This is a genomic window from Paenisporosarcina sp. HGH0030 (assembly GCF_000411295.1).
In the GTDB taxonomy this organism is placed as follows: domain Bacteria; phylum Bacillota; class Bacilli; order Bacillales_A; family Planococcaceae; genus Paenisporosarcina.
Genome location: NZ_KE150421.1, coordinates 1,448,797 through 1,464,666, shown reverse-complemented (window position 1 = coordinate 1,464,666; position 15,870 = coordinate 1,448,797). Strand labels below are relative to the sequence as shown.

At 38.9% G+C, this 15,870-nt stretch carries 24 protein-coding genes; 16 read left to right on the top strand and 8 right to left on the bottom strand.

Annotated features, from left to right (window positions below):
• Window positions 1-138: 138 nt before the first annotated feature.
• Entirely contained in the window at window positions 139-711 is a 573-nt protein-coding gene (locus tag HMPREF1210_RS07315; RefSeq protein ID WP_016428005.1) for a CYTH domain-containing protein, read from the bottom strand.
• A gap of 108 nt (window positions 712-819) precedes the next feature.
• Here HMPREF1210_RS07315 and HMPREF1210_RS07310 point away from each other — a divergent pair, with 108 nt between their 5' ends.
• Genes HMPREF1210_RS07310 through HMPREF1210_RS07295 form a run of 4 tightly spaced genes read left to right on the top strand, consistent with a single transcriptional unit; the run spans window position 820 to window position 3,595 of the window.
• Window positions 820-1,206 (top strand): hypothetical protein, encoded by a 387-nt coding sequence (locus HMPREF1210_RS07310; RefSeq protein WP_016428004.1) that lies wholly within the window; start codon window positions 820-822, stop codon window positions 1,204-1,206.
• Between the two features lie 46 nt (window positions 1,207-1,252).
• Window positions 1,253-1,933, top strand: coding sequence for a GTP pyrophosphokinase family protein (locus HMPREF1210_RS07305; RefSeq protein WP_016428003.1), 681 nt, complete (start codon window positions 1,253-1,255; stop codon window positions 1,931-1,933).
• The gene (locus tag HMPREF1210_RS07300; RefSeq protein WP_016428002.1) at window positions 1,930-2,730 is read left to right on the top strand and encodes an NAD kinase; all 801 of its coding nucleotides are present in this window, start codon (window positions 1,930-1,932) and stop codon (window positions 2,728-2,730) included. The genes HMPREF1210_RS07305 and HMPREF1210_RS07300 overlap by 4 nt, the downstream gene beginning before the upstream one ends.
• Window positions 2,723-3,595, top strand: coding sequence for an RluA family pseudouridine synthase (locus HMPREF1210_RS07295; RefSeq protein WP_016428001.1), 873 nt, complete (start codon window positions 2,723-2,725; stop codon window positions 3,593-3,595). The genes HMPREF1210_RS07300 and HMPREF1210_RS07295 overlap by 8 nt, the downstream gene beginning before the upstream one ends.
• Here the strand turns inward: HMPREF1210_RS07295 and prpE are convergent.
• Complete coding sequence (gene prpE / locus HMPREF1210_RS07290; protein WP_016428000.1) at window positions 3,592-4,344, bottom strand: bis(5'-nucleosyl)-tetraphosphatase PrpE; 753 nt, start codon at window positions 4,342-4,344, stop codon at window positions 3,592-3,594. The genes HMPREF1210_RS07295 and prpE overlap by 4 nt on opposite strands.
• A gap of 100 nt (window positions 4,345-4,444) precedes the next feature.
• Here prpE and mgtE point away from each other — a divergent pair, with 100 nt between their 5' ends.
• The 3 genes from mgtE to HMPREF1210_RS07275 all read left to right on the top strand — a co-directional run bounded on the left by mgtE (window position 4,445) and on the right by HMPREF1210_RS07275 (window position 7,211).
• A complete protein-coding gene (mgtE, locus tag HMPREF1210_RS07285) occupies window positions 4,445-5,818 on the top strand; it encodes a magnesium transporter (RefSeq protein WP_016427999.1) in 1,374 nt (457 codons plus the stop codon).
• A gap of 175 nt (window positions 5,819-5,993) precedes the next feature.
• Entirely contained in the window at window positions 5,994-6,764 is a 771-nt protein-coding gene (gene fabI / locus HMPREF1210_RS07280) for an enoyl-ACP reductase FabI (protein ID WP_016427998.1), read from the top strand.
• A gap of 42 nt (window positions 6,765-6,806) precedes the next feature.
• Window positions 6,807-7,211, top strand: a complete 405-nt coding sequence (locus HMPREF1210_RS07275; protein ID WP_016427997.1) for a hypothetical protein — start codon at window positions 6,807-6,809, stop codon at window positions 7,209-7,211.
• 175 nt (window positions 7,212-7,386) lie between these two features.
• Here HMPREF1210_RS07275 and HMPREF1210_RS07270 read toward each other — a convergent pair whose 3' ends face one another.
• A complete protein-coding gene (locus HMPREF1210_RS07270) occupies window positions 7,387-7,938 on the bottom strand; it encodes a CotY/CotZ family spore coat protein (RefSeq protein ID WP_016427996.1) in 552 nt (183 codons plus the stop codon).
• A 131-nt stretch (window positions 7,939-8,069) separates the two neighbouring features.
• Here HMPREF1210_RS07270 and HMPREF1210_RS07265 point away from each other — a divergent pair, with 131 nt between their 5' ends.
• The 6 genes from HMPREF1210_RS07265 (at window position 8,070) to HMPREF1210_RS07245 (ending at window position 10,781) form a co-directional block, all read left to right on the top strand.
• A complete protein-coding gene (locus HMPREF1210_RS07265) occupies window positions 8,070-8,477 on the top strand; it encodes a YhcN/YlaJ family sporulation lipoprotein (protein ID WP_016427995.1) in 408 nt (135 codons plus the stop codon).
• Window positions 8,477-8,932 carry a stage V sporulation protein AC gene (spoVAC, locus tag HMPREF1210_RS07260; protein ID WP_016427994.1) on the top strand — a complete coding sequence of 152 codons (456 nt, stop codon included), beginning with the start codon at window positions 8,477-8,479 and terminating at the stop codon, window positions 8,930-8,932. The genes HMPREF1210_RS07265 and spoVAC overlap by 1 nt, the downstream gene beginning before the upstream one ends.
• Window positions 8,926-9,930, top strand: coding sequence for a stage V sporulation protein AD (locus HMPREF1210_RS07255; protein ID WP_016427993.1), 1,005 nt, complete (start codon window positions 8,926-8,928; stop codon window positions 9,928-9,930). The genes spoVAC and HMPREF1210_RS07255 overlap by 7 nt, the downstream gene beginning before the upstream one ends.
• Before the next feature lie 9 nt (window positions 9,931-9,939).
• Window positions 9,940-10,305: a stage V sporulation protein AE gene (gene spoVAE / locus HMPREF1210_RS07250; protein WP_016427992.1), complete on the top strand. Its 366-nt coding sequence runs from the start codon at window positions 9,940-9,942 to the stop codon at window positions 10,303-10,305.
• A 66-nt stretch (window positions 10,306-10,371) separates the two neighbouring features.
• Window positions 10,372-10,509 carry a YjcZ family sporulation protein gene (locus HMPREF1210_RS17595; protein WP_016427991.1) on the top strand — a complete coding sequence of 46 codons (138 nt, stop codon included), beginning with the start codon at window positions 10,372-10,374 and terminating at the stop codon, window positions 10,507-10,509.
• 11 nt (window positions 10,510-10,520) lie between these two features.
• Entirely contained in the window at window positions 10,521-10,781 is a 261-nt protein-coding gene (locus tag HMPREF1210_RS07245; RefSeq protein WP_016427990.1) for a stage VI sporulation protein F, read from the top strand.
• Between the two features lie 35 nt (window positions 10,782-10,816).
• Here the strand turns inward: HMPREF1210_RS07245 and HMPREF1210_RS07240 are convergent, their stop codons facing one another.
• The 3 genes from HMPREF1210_RS07240 to HMPREF1210_RS07230 all read right to left on the bottom strand — a co-directional run bounded on the left by HMPREF1210_RS07240 (window position 10,817) and on the right by HMPREF1210_RS07230 (window position 12,565).
• On the bottom strand, window positions 10,817-11,245 hold the full coding sequence (locus HMPREF1210_RS07240; RefSeq protein ID WP_016427989.1) for a GNAT family N-acetyltransferase: 429 nt from the start codon (window positions 11,243-11,245) through the stop codon (window positions 10,817-10,819).
• Between the two features lies 1 nt (window position 11,246).
• Window positions 11,247-11,765 (bottom strand): YjcG family protein, encoded by a 519-nt coding sequence (locus tag HMPREF1210_RS07235; protein ID WP_016427988.1) that lies wholly within the window; start codon window positions 11,763-11,765, stop codon window positions 11,247-11,249.
• A 77-nt stretch (window positions 11,766-11,842) separates the two neighbouring features.
• On the bottom strand, window positions 11,843-12,565 hold the full coding sequence (locus HMPREF1210_RS07230; protein ID WP_016427987.1) for an esterase family protein: 723 nt from the start codon (window positions 12,563-12,565) through the stop codon (window positions 11,843-11,845).
• A 71-nt stretch (window positions 12,566-12,636) separates the two neighbouring features.
• Between HMPREF1210_RS07230 and HMPREF1210_RS07225 the strand changes: the two genes are divergently transcribed.
• The 3 genes from HMPREF1210_RS07225 (at window position 12,637) to HMPREF1210_RS07220 (ending at window position 14,051) form a co-directional block, all read left to right on the top strand.
• Entirely contained in the window at window positions 12,637-13,257 is a 621-nt protein-coding gene (locus HMPREF1210_RS07225; protein WP_051123196.1) for a phosphatidylglycerophosphatase A, read from the top strand.
• Window positions 13,258-13,464: 207 nt separating this feature from the next.
• Entirely contained in the window at window positions 13,465-13,587 is a 123-nt protein-coding gene (locus tag HMPREF1210_RS18490) for a hypothetical protein (protein WP_016427985.1), read from the top strand.
• Window positions 13,588-13,835: 248 nt separating this feature from the next.
• Window positions 13,836-14,051, top strand: coding sequence for a WGxxGxxG family protein (locus HMPREF1210_RS07220; protein ID WP_016427983.1), 216 nt, complete (start codon window positions 13,836-13,838; stop codon window positions 14,049-14,051).
• Between the two features lie 105 nt (window positions 14,052-14,156).
• Here the strand turns inward: HMPREF1210_RS07220 and HMPREF1210_RS07215 are convergent, their stop codons facing one another.
• Both HMPREF1210_RS07215 and HMPREF1210_RS07210 read right to left on the bottom strand, forming a co-directional pair.
• On the bottom strand, window positions 14,157-14,393 hold the full coding sequence (locus tag HMPREF1210_RS07215) for a YkuS family protein (protein WP_016427982.1): 237 nt from the start codon (window positions 14,391-14,393) through the stop codon (window positions 14,157-14,159).
• An 800-nt stretch (window positions 14,394-15,193) separates the two neighbouring features.
• Window positions 15,194-15,862 (bottom strand): lysoplasmalogenase, encoded by a 669-nt coding sequence (locus HMPREF1210_RS07210; RefSeq protein ID WP_016427981.1) that lies wholly within the window; start codon window positions 15,860-15,862, stop codon window positions 15,194-15,196.
• Between the last annotated feature and the right edge of the window lie 8 nt (window positions 15,863-15,870).

The window sequence follows — 15,870 nt, the reverse complement described above, 5'->3', positions numbered from 1 at the left end:
TGCGCTGTATTCCCATTCTATCAACCTCACGTATATTTCTCAAACAAATCGATTTTGTTAATTCTTACATACAATTTTATTTTCGTAACAACGAATGCAAGTTTATAAATGTACAAGCGGTATTACTATTCATACAGTTTATTTATGTTGAGCCGCTTTCATGAACCGGGCAATTTTTTTTGGTGTTTTACGAATTGGAATTCTATAAGTTGAAAGCATTTCATTAAAGCTATGTTGTCCACTTAAATAATCATTCACTTCAAATTCAACTTCATAATCTGTCTTCCCCAAATAGTCGGAGCGATCCAATACGAGCAAGCCATCTTGATACGGAATTTCTACACGATGTGTATGAAGAGATCCAAATGCGAATAGAACCTCGGGTAAAGACTGGAATTCACTGTAAGATTGGGGCATAATAAAGCCGTTTTGCAAAATTTCATCTTTTTCTGTTGCACTTAACAGGCGTGTAGTTTCAATCATGGTATGTTTATTTTCACCAGGTGCTTTTAAGGTTAATTCAGTGCGCTGTCCAACGACTCGTAAACGAAATCCCATGTAAGCATCACGTAACTGAAAATCCTTCGTGTCGAAGTATGTGTTTGTCTGCATGCGAAAGTCATGCTCAGATACGCCAAATTCACGGCATAAATTATGAAACTCTTCTTTTTCCAACAGATTTTTAAATTCTATTTCTTTTTGAATGGACATCGTGATTCACCACCTTCCTTCTTATTATGCTGAAAAAATTGCAAACTGCAACATATGGGAACCTATGATAAAATATGGGGTAGTAAAGATTGAAAGGAAGAGCAAACATTGCGTAAAACTTATATTGTCGATAGCGGCGTGCAAAATGAAAACGATATCCGTTTTTTATTGCAAGAAGATCCAACCAATCAGGAAGTAAAAGCGGCTGGTCAGTTAATCACTGATTCAGATGAGAATGCATTCGTTTATTTAATGGATGACTCCGATGGGTATACATATGTTCTATTTCCCAAAACAGTGTGGCCATTACTGGCAGTGTCACTTGGTGCAGACAAGGACCCAGTGTTAGTTTGGGGAAAGACGGATATTGTGCTTGATAATTTCAGAGAAGAATTAAATATGCTGATCTTCAATATCGAAGGAAATCACAATTACGGTGAAGAATTTGCAAATGCAGTAGAAGAAGCTTTTAAAGAACAACTGGCTGCAAATTGAATTCATAATAAATTCACGAAGATAGCATTGGCAAGGGGGACTGGTCATGGGGCAATGGAGACGTTTTTTAGAGCCTTATAAGCAAGCAGTAGATGAATTGAAAATAAAATTAAAGGGTATGCGGACGCAATATGAAATAGCAAATACAAACTCACCAATTGAGTTTGTTACTGGCCGTGTGAAACCTCTTGCAAGTATCTATGATAAAACACTTGAAAAAGGAATTGCTTTCGAGCCCTCTGCCATACTAGTTAATGAACTGCAAGATATTGCAGGGTTGCGCATCATGTGTCAATTCGTTGATGACATAGAGACAGTGGTAGAGTTACTGCGTAATCGTCACGATATCAAAGTGGTTGAAGAACGTGATTATATCTCACATGAGAAACCAAGTGGCTACCGTTCATATCACATGATTGTTGAATATCCCGTCCAAACCATTCATGGGAAAATTCATATCCTGGTGGAAATTCAAATCCGCACGTTGGCAATGAATTTTTGGGCATCCATTGAACATTCGTTAAACTACAAATATAAGGGATTATTTCCCGAAGAAATAAAAAACCGCTTGCAAAGTGCAGCTGAAGCAGCATTTCGTTTAGATGAAGAGATGTCACTAATCCGTGATGAAATCCAGGAAGCACAAAAATATTTCAGTGAATATAAAGAGAGTGGAAATGCGAATTTCCCATCTAACTCTGGGGAAGGTAGGTCGAAGCATTTATGAAATTTGCCATTCAATCAAGGAATGATGCACACTCAAACGAATTGATGGCCAATGCCAAAACCTACTTGTCGGATTTTGGACTGGTGTGGGATGAAGAGTCACCTGATATCGTGATTTCAATAGGTGGAGATGGGACATTGTTGCACGCGTTTCATCGCTATAGTGAACAATTGTCGAAAGTAGCCTTTGTTGGAATTCATACAGGTCATTTAGGATTTTATGCAGATTGGAAACCAGCTGAAATCGAGAAGTTGGTGATTTCCATTGCCAAAAAAGAATTCGAAGTGATTCAATATCCTTTGCTGGAAGCGACAATTAATTATCGTAATACGGATGAAGAAAGTGTTTATTTGGCTTTAAATGAAAGCACAATCAAATCTCCTGATGTGACATTGGTGATGGATGTCGAACTGAATGACAGCCATTTCGAACGTTTCCGTGGCGATGGGTTATGTATGTCGACACCTTCAGGAAGTACCGCCTACAATAAAGCGCTTGGTGGAGCAATTATTCACCCATCTTTGGAAGCGATGCAGTTGACGGAAATGGCGTCCATCAACAATCGGGTCTTCCGTACAGTCGGCGCTCCTCTGGTTTTACCATCACATCATACATGCGTTTTGAAACCAGTGAAGGCCGTCGATTTCATGGTGACGATTGATCATTTGCAATTGCTCCATAAAGACGTAAAATCCATCCAATATCGTGTAGCAAAAGAAAAAGTGCGATTTGCTCGATTCCGTCCATTTCCTTTCTGGAAACGTGTACACGATTCATTTATCGACAGCGATGTATAAACAATTTCATTTACTATTTAACGCAACAGAGCCTATATTACTTCGTGAAGCCCTAGGTAAATGGGGGATTTCCAAACGCACTTTAACATCAATTAAATTTGACGGCGGTTCCTTACTAGTAAATGGACAAGAAAAAACGGTCAGACATCCACTTTCAGTTGGGGATGTAGTGACCGTTCTTTTTCCTTATGAAGAAGTGAGTGCAGGGCTGATTCGCCAAGAAGGTCCACTGGAAATCATTTACGAAGATGATGTCCTCTTGATTGTCAATAAACCGCCTGGTCAAAGCACCATTCCTTCCAGGGAACATCCATCAAACACGTTAGCCAATTATGTAGCTCACTATTATGAAGAAATGTCGATTCCTTCGACAGTCCATATTTTGACTCGACTAGACCGTGATACATCTGGCTTAGTCTGTTTAGTTAAAAATCGACACATCCATCACATCATGAATCAAGGACATGTCATGAATAAGACATATGAAGCCATTGTTCACGGCAGAGTCGAGAAACAGACACAAGAAATCATCGAACCGATTGGACGTAAAGGAAGCAGTATTATTGAGAGAGAAGTACGGAAAGATGGTCTATTTGCTCATACCGATGTCAGTGTCATTCGATATGATTCACATTTTTCACACGTGAAATGTCTATTGCACACGGGAAGAACTCATCAAATTCGTGTACATTTGGCTCATATTGGTCATCCGATCATGGGAGATGATCTATACGGGGGGAAACTGGACTTAATTACACGACAGGCACTCCATTGTGCATCTGTAGATATTAAACATCCTTTAACCGGAGAAATTTTAACCATTACGAGTCCATTGCCAGACGATATGAGTAAATTACTCCATTAGTTTTCATAGTTTTCATAGTCGTGAAATTTTTCTTCTACATATGGCTGGATTGAAGGTACTGAAACCACTTCCATCTCAGGATATCTAAGGGCAGATAATTTCCCGCCGAACACACAGCCGGTGTCGATATTCACTGTTCGGTTTTTGAAGCGTGCTTCTTTGGTAGGTGTATGACCGTATACAATAAATGCAGGACCTTTATAATGTTTGGCCCAATCTCCCCGTATTGGACGACCATCAGCATGTTGTTTACCGGAAATATCACCGTATAAGACAAAAACAATAATATTTTTTTGTATCGGTTTACCGATCATATCTTCGCGTATTCCAGCATGAGCGATAATCAGTTGATCATCGTCAAGCTGCTGGTAGGGTGAAAGTGCTTCATAAAAAGCAATATATCGCTTTCTAAATGGTTCTTGTTTATTTGGAGATAATTGCTTAAATTCTTCTACGGTCGTTTCCAGACCATGAGTAATTTGAACTTTATGACCTTTAAAATAGCGATAAAGTTTGTTGCAATGATTTCCCGGGGAATAAATTAATTGCGTGGCATCCTGCAAATCAAACAATAAGTTCAGGACTGCCAAGGATTGCGGTCCTCTATCAGCTGCATCTCCGACAAAGGCGAGTTTGCGTCCATGTGGATGAACGAATCCCTCTTCAGTCGGTTGATAGCCTAATTTTTCAATCAATGCAGTCAGTTCTTCGTAACATCCATGGATATCTCCAACGATATCGTACAACAATTCGTTCACCTCATTATAAAAATAGTTTGCTATAACTTCAGTTTACCCCATACAATGGGGAATGTAGAATTGTAACGGGCAAAGAAAGGAGGGGGCATACATGACAGAGGAGCGTAAACATAACGAAGAAAACCAATTCGATGCTGAACAACTGCTAGCATTTTTGACTGACCAACAAGTAGATGAATTCAGAGATGAATTTTTAGCGCTTCATCCATATGATCAGGCACAATTTTTTGAAAAGGTGGGACCTGACAGCAGGCAAATTATCTATCAGTATCTCTCTCCGAAAGAAATGGCAGTAATTTTCCAGTCGATTGAACTCGATGACGATGAATATGAACCTTTTCTAAAAGAAATGGACAATACGTATGCGGCGGATATGTTATCCGAAATGTATGCCGATAATGCTGTAGACGTACTAAATGAGCTGGGCAAAGATCAAGTAGCCAGCTATTTGACTATCATGGATGATGAGTCGGCTAAGGAAATCAAAGACTTGCTCCATTATGAAGAATATACGGCCGGATCCATTATGACGACCGAATATGTAGCAATTCCCGAAAATTCAACATGTCGCTCTGCGATGACCATCTTGCGAAACGCTGCCCCTGAAGCTGAGACCATTTACTACCTTTTCGTCGTCAACGATGATCACCAGCTGACGGGAGTTGTTTCATTACGTGATTTAATTATTGCCGAAGAAGACACTCTTATACGTACGATTCGAAATGAACGTGTAGTAAGTGTGTCAGTCAGTGACGATCAGGAAGAAGTAGCAAGAATGATAAAAGACTATGATTTCCTGGCAGTGCCTGTAGTAGATTTTCAAAATCATTTACTTGGAATCATCACAGTTGATGATATTTTAGATGTACTCGAAGAAGAAGCGAATGATGATTACTCGAAATTGGCAGCCGTATCAGAGATGGATACATTTGATAAAGGGCCATTAACAGCAGCAAAAAAAAGGTTGCCATGGCTCATCATTTTATTGTTTTTGGGGATGCTCACTGCAAACTTGATGGGTATTTTTGAGGAAACACTAGACCAGGTTGCCATTTTAGCCGTTTTTATTCCGTTAATTGCAGGAATGGCAGGCAATAGTGGGACCCAAGCACTTGCTGTAGCCGTTCGGGGGATTGCAACAGGCGATATCGCCGAACAAAGCAAATTGAAATTGTTGATGCGTGAAGCGGGTACAGGCCTAATCACCGGTATTGTTTGTGCGGTATTTGGCGTGGGCATTGTGTTTTTCAGTCAACACGATTTATTGCTTGGACTGTTAGTCGGGGCAGCAATTTTCGGCTCCATTTTTGTTGCTACCTTATCGGGATCTTTCATTCCGTTACTCATTCACCGGATGAATATCGACCCCGCTGTGGCGTCTGGACCATTTATTACGACACTCAACGACATTATCAGCATTTTAATCTATTTAGGATTGGCTAGCATGTTTCTCACACAACTTTAGCTTAATGAAAATCAGAACCCCATTGATTTGGGGTTCTGGTTTTTTGTTATATGAAAAGCGCCTTCACAAACCCACTAGCTATTACTAGTGTCATATTCTTTTTGCACTTTCTTTTTTTGTGATGTATTATTAGTACCAGGTATTAATAAAGAATATTAATTAGGGGGATTTTTATATGTCTTTGTCATTGCAGGGGAAAACGTTTGTCATCATGGGTGTAGCAAATAAACGCAGTATCGCTTGGGGAATCGCACAGTCGTTGGATAAAGCTGGAGCGAATATCATTTTCACGTATGCGGGGGAACGATTCGAGAAACCCGTGCGTGATTTAGTAGCAACATTGGAAGGGAAACATGAAATTGTTCTTCCATGTGATGTAACAAATGACGAAGATGTGGAGAAATGTTTCGCAACAATTGGACAAGCAGTAGGAAAAGTAGATGGTTTAGCCCATTGTATCGCATTTGCTAAAACAGAAGAGTTAGCGGGGAACTTCTCAGATACTTCACGTGAAGGGTTTTTGCTTGCACATAATATAAGTGCTTTCTCATTAACGGTGGTAGCGAAAGCTGTTAAGCCATTAATGACAGAAGGCGGAAGTATTGTCACTTTAACTTATTTAGGCGGAGAAAAAGTGGTACCGAATTACAATATCATGGGTGTTGCCAAAGCATCGCTTGATATGTCAGTACGATACTTGGCAGCAGATCTTGGGAAATATAACATCCGTGTCAATGCCATTTCAGCTGGCCCAATCCGCACGTTGTCTGCTAAAGGTGTAAGTGATTTTAACAGTGTGTTGAAAGAGATCGAAGAACGTGCACCGCTTCGTCGCAATACTACACCTGAAGAAGTAGGGGATACGGCACTGTTCTTATTTAGTCAATTATCACGCGGGATTACAGGTGAAACCATTCATTGTGACAGCGGTTTTCACATATTGTAAACCTGCAGCATAAGCTATTTCAAAAAGGGTGTGTGTATTCCATTGGAAAATGATCCGCTCCTTTTTGTCCAAGGTCCGCCGGTCTATAGGTATGTACGTAAGGTGTCTCGTTGGCAAGAAGAAAGTACTTCAATCTTCCCGGAGCCTGTTGTAAAAGCCCTCGAAACCAAAGTCGAAGCCGAAGTTGAAGCCAAAGTCGAAACCGTAATTGAAACCGATCCATTGATGTGGCAAAGATTGCGCTTTTTGACGTCAGATTTTGCAAAGTTTGTGTATAAGCCACTTTTTTTTCAATTAAAAGATGGTGAAAAAATTGGCGGAATCGTGGATGTGCTTTATCAAGATAGTGTCCAAATTAAATCAGCTGAAGATGAGATTATGGCATTTGAAATTAACGAAATTAAAGAGATTTGGTGGGGAGGAAAAATTCTCCCGATTCGAGTGTGAATAGTAGTGAAGAAAACATCCATTTTAACATAGTGGATGTTTTTTCTTTTTATCTGGAACTAGCCGAATTATTTTTGTCATTTTACACATTCTGTTGATAAAACAAAACTAAGCCCGACTCCTTTTGATAGGAAGTCGAGCTAATTAGACACTGCACGCTTGACGTGTTTATTTATTAGTCACAAACACCTAGAAATACGTCTGCTACACATTCAATGCCACAGAAGCAATTCAAGTCAACGGTAATACAGCTATTAGAAAGTCTGAAATCTCGAACTTTACAAATTTTTCTTAAATCCAATTTGTCACCACAGTCGTTTAAAAGATCTACTTCTTTATGATGATGATCCAAAGGTTCTAGTACACGAAGTGTTGCGCAGCAACCATCGAATATTTCTTCTACACGGAAGAATACAGAGAAGCAATCACAGTCTTTACGATCATTATCGCGGAAGAAAGCTTTGAACGGTGTACCGTCATCCGTCAAAAGCATGAATACGCGAGTATCAGCTTGGTGACGAGAAGGACTTACTAATCCACCAAGTGGCTCCAAGAAGCAATTTGTTGGACATACCGGACAGTCCATGTCCGTTGCTCGATCTTGAATGTCTTTGATTGCACGAACTACATCACAGATACATTGATCTTTCTTCTTGAAATGTCCAGAAGATGAAGATGACGATGACGATGATGATGATGATGATTCCAAGTTACGTCCACATCCCATTTTGTTTTCACCTCACTCTCTTTAAGAGTCTTTATACAATATGTAGATTGTGTTCGTTGGTCAGGGCGCGTAACCAATTTATACATAAATTTTTGGAAAAACATCATACTAGGATAAAAGGTGAATTGAAAATGAAAAAATTCGGATTGTTGATCTGTATATTATTGCTATTGGTGGGTTGTTCAAATGACCAACCGCAAGTATCCATTTATCATGTTGATGATGATCAGGAAGAAATTGAATCACTCAAGAAAATCTTCCAGGACAATGAAAAAATAAGCGAGGCTGCTGCCGTGTTCTTTGATCATCAGTTGGTTGTGTCCTTGCAAGTAGAACCAATGTCGAAATTCAGCAAAGAAAAAATTGCAAAATCAATTGAAAAAGAAGTGAAATCGCTTTTCCCTGATCATGATGTATTTGTATCTCCTGATTTGAAAATCACTTGGGAACTTAAGAAAATTATTGAAAAGAAACCGACAGAGGATGCTTTGAAAAAAGATTTAGATAAACTTCGAGCATTGGCAAAGGAGAATACGTAATGGATCCCAATTCATATCAACAAACAGTGGACGAGATGGCACCGAAGCGACCCGTTTTAAAGAACTGTCTGAAAGCATTTCTGACTGGCGGTATCATTTGTGCTGTCGGACAAGTCATTTCATTTTTCTACATGGCCTATTTTTCATTTACTGAGCGAACAGCGAGCAATCCTACCGTAGCCACGATGGTTTTTATTTCCATGTTATTAACAGGGTTCGGTATTTATAAAAAAATTGGCCAGTTTGGTGGTGCAGGTTCGGCAGTACCTGTAACAGGTTTTGGTAATGCCGTAATCTCTGCAGCAATTGAACATAAATCGGAAGGTTTTATTTTAGGAGTAGGAGTCAATATGTTTAAACTGGCAGGTCCAGTTATCGTCTATGGTACATTCTCTGCCTTTGTCGTAGCGCTCATCAAAACCATACTCGTTAAGATGGGGGTGATCTCTTGGTAAGTAATTCGCGGACGTATCAGTTTGCTACAAAGCCAAGTATCGTTTCAACGGCAGTTGCTGTTGGTCCCCTAGAAAAAGAAAGTCCATTCCATCCTCATTTCGACCATGTCTACGATGATGAACGTCTTGGACAAGACACAAACGAAAAAGGGCATTCCCAGTTAATAGAGGATACTTGTAATTTGGCCATCATGAAAGGTGGATTTCAACTCCCGGATATCGATTTGTTTCTTGGAGGGGATTTAGTCAATCAAATGACACCAACCAATTTTGCGGCACGCCAGCTCGCTACTCCGTTTATGGGCATGTTTTCTGCTTGTGCAACAAGCATTTCTTCTCTAATTACAGCAAGTTTCTTTCTTGAAACCAAACAAATGGATCGGATCTTATTTGGTGCAGCCAGCCAGCATAACGCTGTTGAGAGACAATTTAGGTACCCAATTGAATACGGTGCACAAAAGCCTCCTACAGGCCAATGGACTGTAACTGGAGCAGGTTACGGAGTTCTTTCCCACAATCAAGTTGGTAAACCGTTCGTGCAGTCTGCCACAATTGGTCAAGTTATGGATTGTGAATGTACGGATCCACTTGATATGGGGAGTGCTATGGCACCGGCAGCCTTTGATACAATTCAGCGACATTTAGCTCAAAATAAAGGAACTTCTTATGATTTTGTCATGACTGGGGATCTTGGGAAGAATGGCTTTGCCATTTTACAGGAACTTATCAAAACAAGTGGAGTTTCTTCTTATCTTGTTGATAAATATCGTGATGCAGGATCGGAATTTTACGGAAATGACGATAAATTTTTATCTGGAGCCAGCGGAGCTGGTTGTTCTGCAACGGTCTATCTAGGACCAATTTATGCTGAATTATTAGCGAAACAATATAAGAAAATACTGCTGGTAGCCACTGGTGCTTTATTATCCCCACTTTCATTTCAACAGGGTGAAACGATCCCATGTATTGCGCACGCTGTTGAATTGTCGATGGAATGAGGTGACAATATGATCGTTTCAATCATTTTAGCATTTATCGCTGGTGGACTTATTTGTGTAGTGGGTCAACTACTTTTTGATGTGGCGAAATTAACGCCAGCGCATACATTAAGTTTATTGGTAGTCATTGGTTCTGTTCTAGATGGGTTTGGCTTATATGAGCCTTTCATCGATTTTGCAGGAGCAGGAGCAACTATTCCCATTACTTCTTTTGGCAATTCACTTACTCATGGAGCTATGGCGGAGGCAGAAAAACATGGTTTTATCGGCGTATTAACCGGTATGTTCGAAGTGACGAGCTCAGGTATCAGTGCAGCCATTGTATTCGGTGTGGTTGCAGCAATCATTTTCAAGTCCAAAGGTAAAGTGTCCTGAGGAAAATGCCCTCTTCCTTTAAATTCGTTCGCATATTCTAGTTCGAATGGAAAGGGAGGGAATCGTATGTGTGAGGGTTATAGTCCTTGCGGTGGTTATCCAAAAATGTATCCAGCTCGTGCTCCTTATCAAGGGTCAACATTTATCCTCATAGTTGTACTATTCATCCTATTAATCATCGTAGGGAGTAGTTTCATCAGATAGGAGGGGAACAAATGCAAGACTCATTTTTTAAGAAGATTGAGCAAAAAACTGGTGTATCGATGGATGAAGTTTTTACATTGGCCAATGCCATCCAGCACGCTGATTTTTCAGATGAACGCCAAGTGAAAAAAATTGTTCGAAGAGTGTCGAAAATTGCTGGAAAACAGATTTCAAGCGATTTCGAAGACCAAATTGTTCAATCAGTTGTTCAAAAAGGAAACAAGCTAAATCTTAATGAGATAGCAAACATGATGAACCAAAAAAACGAATAAAAAAAAGCACTTGTTCAGTTGAACAAGTGCTTTTATTATAGATTTTTTTCCATGGCACGATGGGGGATACCTGCATCCATAAATTCAGGCGAGGTAATTTGATAAGAGAGTTTTTCATAAAAAGGAACGGCATAAGACTGAGCATTTAGTTTAACTGTCGTTAAACTAGCTTCTCTCGCATAACTTTCCATCGTTTCCATCATCAAATTTCCTAAATGCTTGCCACGATATTGAGGCAAGATACAGACACGTTCAACTTTTGCGACACCTGGTTCAGGTTCTCGAATTCGGCCCGCACCTATAGGCATTTCATCGTCATACGCCACGAAATGAACAGCAGACTGATCATATTCATCCATCTCTAAATGTACTGGGACATCCTGTTCATCCACGAATACTTTTTGACGAACAAAAAATGCATCATCCAGCTCTTTTGGTATTTCCACTCGTTTGGCAGTAATCAAATCAATTTTCAGCTCCAGTCAAACGGAATGTTTCATAAACCGTCCAAGAGCCATCTTCAAGTTGATACAGCAAATGCAAGCGATCGATAGTTTCCTCGTGATCGACACCAATCATTTTCAATTGGCCATAAATATCGTCATGTTCACCGGATGACATTTTTTGTGCGATGGTAATATGAGGGACAAAGGCATATTCAGCTTTGCCACCCACTTCTTCAGAATGCAAATCTTCATGTAAATTAAGCAATTCTTCACTCGGTTCCACTTTGAAATAAATTGCATTCGTAACCGGTGAAAAGGAACTAACTTTAGTTGTGTGTATTTTGAAGGGGTTGTGACGTTTGACAACGTTGCTGATTTTTGTAGAAAGTTGTTCAATCTCAGTGTCACTAGCTTCGAATACGCCCTTGACCGTCATGTGAGGGGTGATGAGTGCATAATGTGGATCATAACGTTTGCGGTATGAGTTTGCCAAGTCTTGTAGTTTTTTAGATGGGAATGCAACGACTCCATATTTCATCCTAAAAACCTCCTTTTAGTTAAGTAAGTACATACTTATAGTATAGCAAATTTTCTGGATAAGGCTTCATTTGACGATCAATGTCCGAAATTCATTTTAATCGCACGTTTCAAATCCGGTTGCCAATGTTTCCAAGTATGCTCTCCTTCAAATTCGTCATAGAACAACGAAAATCCTTTGTCTTGCATCAATGAATTTAAAACCCTGTTCGGTTCAAGGAAGTTTTCAATCTCGCCATTGGTTAGCTTTACTGCATCTTCGCCAGTTCCAATGACATGATAAACCGAGAATGAATGCGGTGTCCGGACATTTTTAATTTTTTCCAATACCTCTTCATTGACCATCGGGGAGTGTAAAAGGACTTTCCCAAATATATTGGGGTATTTGATAGCGGCAAGAAGGGAAGCAGTTGCTGCCAATGAGTCGCCGATTAGGGCTCGTCCCATTCCAATCTGATATGTAGGGTAGGTTAAATCCAAATAAGGAACAAGTTCATGTGCAAGAAAACGTAAGTACGCATCATGCTGATCCCCGGACGGATGGTATTTACGACGTCGATCTTCCACGTTTTTATATGGGACACCGACAATGATCATATTTTCAATTTCTTTGTTTTCGAGTAATTCGTCCGCAACACGGGAAATTCTTCCCAATTGGAAGTAATCTTTTCCGTCAGACGCAATTAAAACTGTATATTTATAAAGTGGTGAATAATTTGCTGGTATATAAATCAGCAGTTGCATATCTTCTTGTAAGGCGTCGCTAAATAGCGTTACGTCTTGGATTGTACCTTTAGACAACGGTTTAACCTCCTCTAAATCTTGCTACAGAAATTGTACCATACTGAAGGTGGAAGGTATAATTATGAATAATGACAACAAGGATTGAAAGAAATGGAGATGGCACAGTGGATAGAAATGGTTTGCGCGTACACTCTAAGCAAGTATTCGAAGCTACAAAAGAGGCTTTGCAGCGCCGAGGTGTATCAATTGAAGAAATAGCGAAAATTGTATACGAAATGCAAGTTGCATACAATGTAGGCCTTACATTGGAACATTGCATAGAATCGGTCGAAAGTGTTCTTAAAAAAAGAGAAATGCAACATGCCATTTTGGTTGGCATTGAGCTTGATGAATTGGCAGAGAAGAAAATGCTCTCTACGCCATTGCAACAGATTGTTGAAGCGGATGAAGGATTATTTGGAGTAGATGAAACGATTGCATTAGGTTCCGTTTTTACGTATGGAAGTATAGCGGTAACCACATTCGGTCATCTGGATAAGAATAAAATTGGGATTATCAAAAAACTGGATACAAAAATAGGTGAAGGCATACACACATTTTTGGACGATCTTGTTGCAAGTATCGCTGCATGTGCATCGTCAAGAATTGCACACCGTACACGGGACTTAGAAGAGCATAATGAGACATTTGCCGATATTAAACCAGAAGAGACAGCTCCAGAAACAAATATTGAAGGAACAACGACCTAATAAGAAAAAAGTAATACCATCTTTTTAAGCTAGAGTTATAGAAAAACGTTGAAGGAATTTTCACCTTCAACGTTTTTTTGTTCTGATAAACATATGTTGAATCACACACACTTTTCCATGTGAAAACTTGAATATGATTTCATGTCTATGGACAAGCTATTGATGAATAGAATAAATGAATCCATCAAAACAGCAGGAGGAGTTTAAATGGAAGAACGACTCATTGAAAGCTTGGGACAATATTTCGTGTATCATAAAATTAGAGAACGATATGGTCTTACGTTTGAGCAATTTATTGAGAAGTGGGAACGTGGAGTTTGGAAAGCTTAGAGAATATGATGTAAAGCGTCATCTCAAATGGGATGATGCTTTTTTGTCACGTTTAAAAATTTTTGCGCATTACTTAATATTCATTTGGAGTGTTCAAAACATTGAAGTAATGTGCTGACATCTTTTTTTCTTATTAATTTTTCCCAATCATATACACTATAATCCATGAATCATTTATTTTGTGAATATTTGGTTTTGATTATGGTAAAGATAAAAGTGTACCTAACTTACTTGAGGAGGAATTATTAATGAAAAAACTTGCAGCACTTTTCCTCGCTTTTATGATTGCTTTTTCATTTGCAGAATCAACTACTTACGCTACCCCTAATACAAATAACGATGTCGTGGATGACGTAAACGACGACGATGGTGATATGGAATGGGGTTGGCTAGGATTGTTAGGCTTGATTGGTTTAATGGGCCTAAAACGAAAAGATGATCTTCGCGATCGCCATGTGAAATAGCCTGTTCCCACGCATTTTAGTGGGTCTTTAATTTTTATCGTACAAAGGAGTTAAAGAAAGAAGCTCAAGTAGACTGAGCTTCTTTTTTGATTTGATTAATTCCGATTACATCTGACCTAGCCGATGTTCTACCGCTTGTACTACGTTATCAATAGACATTCCTGACATCGCAACAACCGGAAATTCAAATTCGTCATTATGACCTTCGTTAATCGCCCTTACAACACCCATATCGTAACCTGAAACATTCTCATCAGTGCTGAACATCTTCACAGTGTGACCTTTTTCTTCTAAAGCCTTTTTTACGTCTTCATAGGGTTTTTCTACTGCAATCTTTGCCAATTTTGTAATCCTCCTTTCATTAAATAAAACAACATCATTAATCTTCCCCAAAGTTGCTCCAATAACCGTAGCCAGAGAAGAATAAAAAAATAGCCTCTAAACAATATTGCAGATGTCATATGGCAGTTAATATCTTGCCTGTTCGAATATTATCCACGGTCCATGATTTTTGGCCTTTCTTAAAGAGATAATTATTCTTTTTTAACTTGCCCTCAAATAATATATAAATGCAGGTGACTTTAGCTTATGGACACTTATATCCTAAAGCAAAAAAGCCATCAAAAATAAAAAGTAATTCAAAAAATTAATGAGTAATATAAACTTGAGGGAAAGTTTAACAATGGTTTGATACGCAATTCTGTACATAAACAGGATGGTATTGCATAAACTATATTGACTGCGGAACTTAACCAGGTTGTCAGTCAAACCAAAAAAGCGTCTAGGCAATTGCCTGGACGTTTTCTTACTTTTAAAGGACTATGTACACTTTCGTAATTTTAAGCAGTTTAATCAGTTCTTTGTTCTCTTAATTGGTAGCATAATTAACAATATAATGAAGTTGATGTAGTAGGAATTTTTGAAGAATTGAAATAGCCCAACCACAGTTATTGTGGATGGGCTTTTATTTTGGCAATTTTTCTAGGATACTTTTTTCACTTGATTAACAATATTCTTTCAGATGACATTGTGTTAAAAGTATTTCAGAAGCGGAAGAGCATTTAAAACTTTAATGATATCTTAAGGGATCATAGTAATAAATGGAGAATGTTGTAACAAGATTAAAGAACTAGAAAAATTATTTAAGAGAAAGCAGACGGTCGATTAGTTTCAGATACAATGGAACGTATGCTATTAGCAATCAAAAATTGTGCGCTGTAATAAGTCGTCATAATAAGGATTCCTGAATACGGAATATCGGACACAAACATATTCCAGGACAAAATGGAATCGGAAATGACAAACAAAATACTTCCAACAATCGCCCATTTGTTGCCTGTCATAAATGCGGACCATGCCATCAAAGAAATGACGATGATATAAAACAAGACGGGTAATACTAATGAATCGTTGCCATCAAGAGTTAGAGCACTGATGATTTCTTTACCGAAAAAGTAACCGTATATCGCAATCGGTACGATGGTTGCAAAACGGATTTTTGAAAAGTTCCATCTACTCAAAAATCCCGCAAAATAAAACAGGTGTCCAATCAGAAAAGCGGATAAACCAACGACAAACCAGTAGACGAGAAAGCCGTCTCCGAGCATACAAAAAAATAGACCGATTAACAGAAGCCAATGTGTAAGCAATTTCTTAGCTGGCGCTTGTAAATAGGCAAAGTAAATAATCAGCCACATTGGAATTAATTTAAACAAGAGCTTAACAGCAAGTGTATCTTTAGGAATGATGAAAATGTAGAGAATGCTCATGAATAGAATGAGCACTGGCAACCAATATTTTTTAAGTGTCATGACTACCT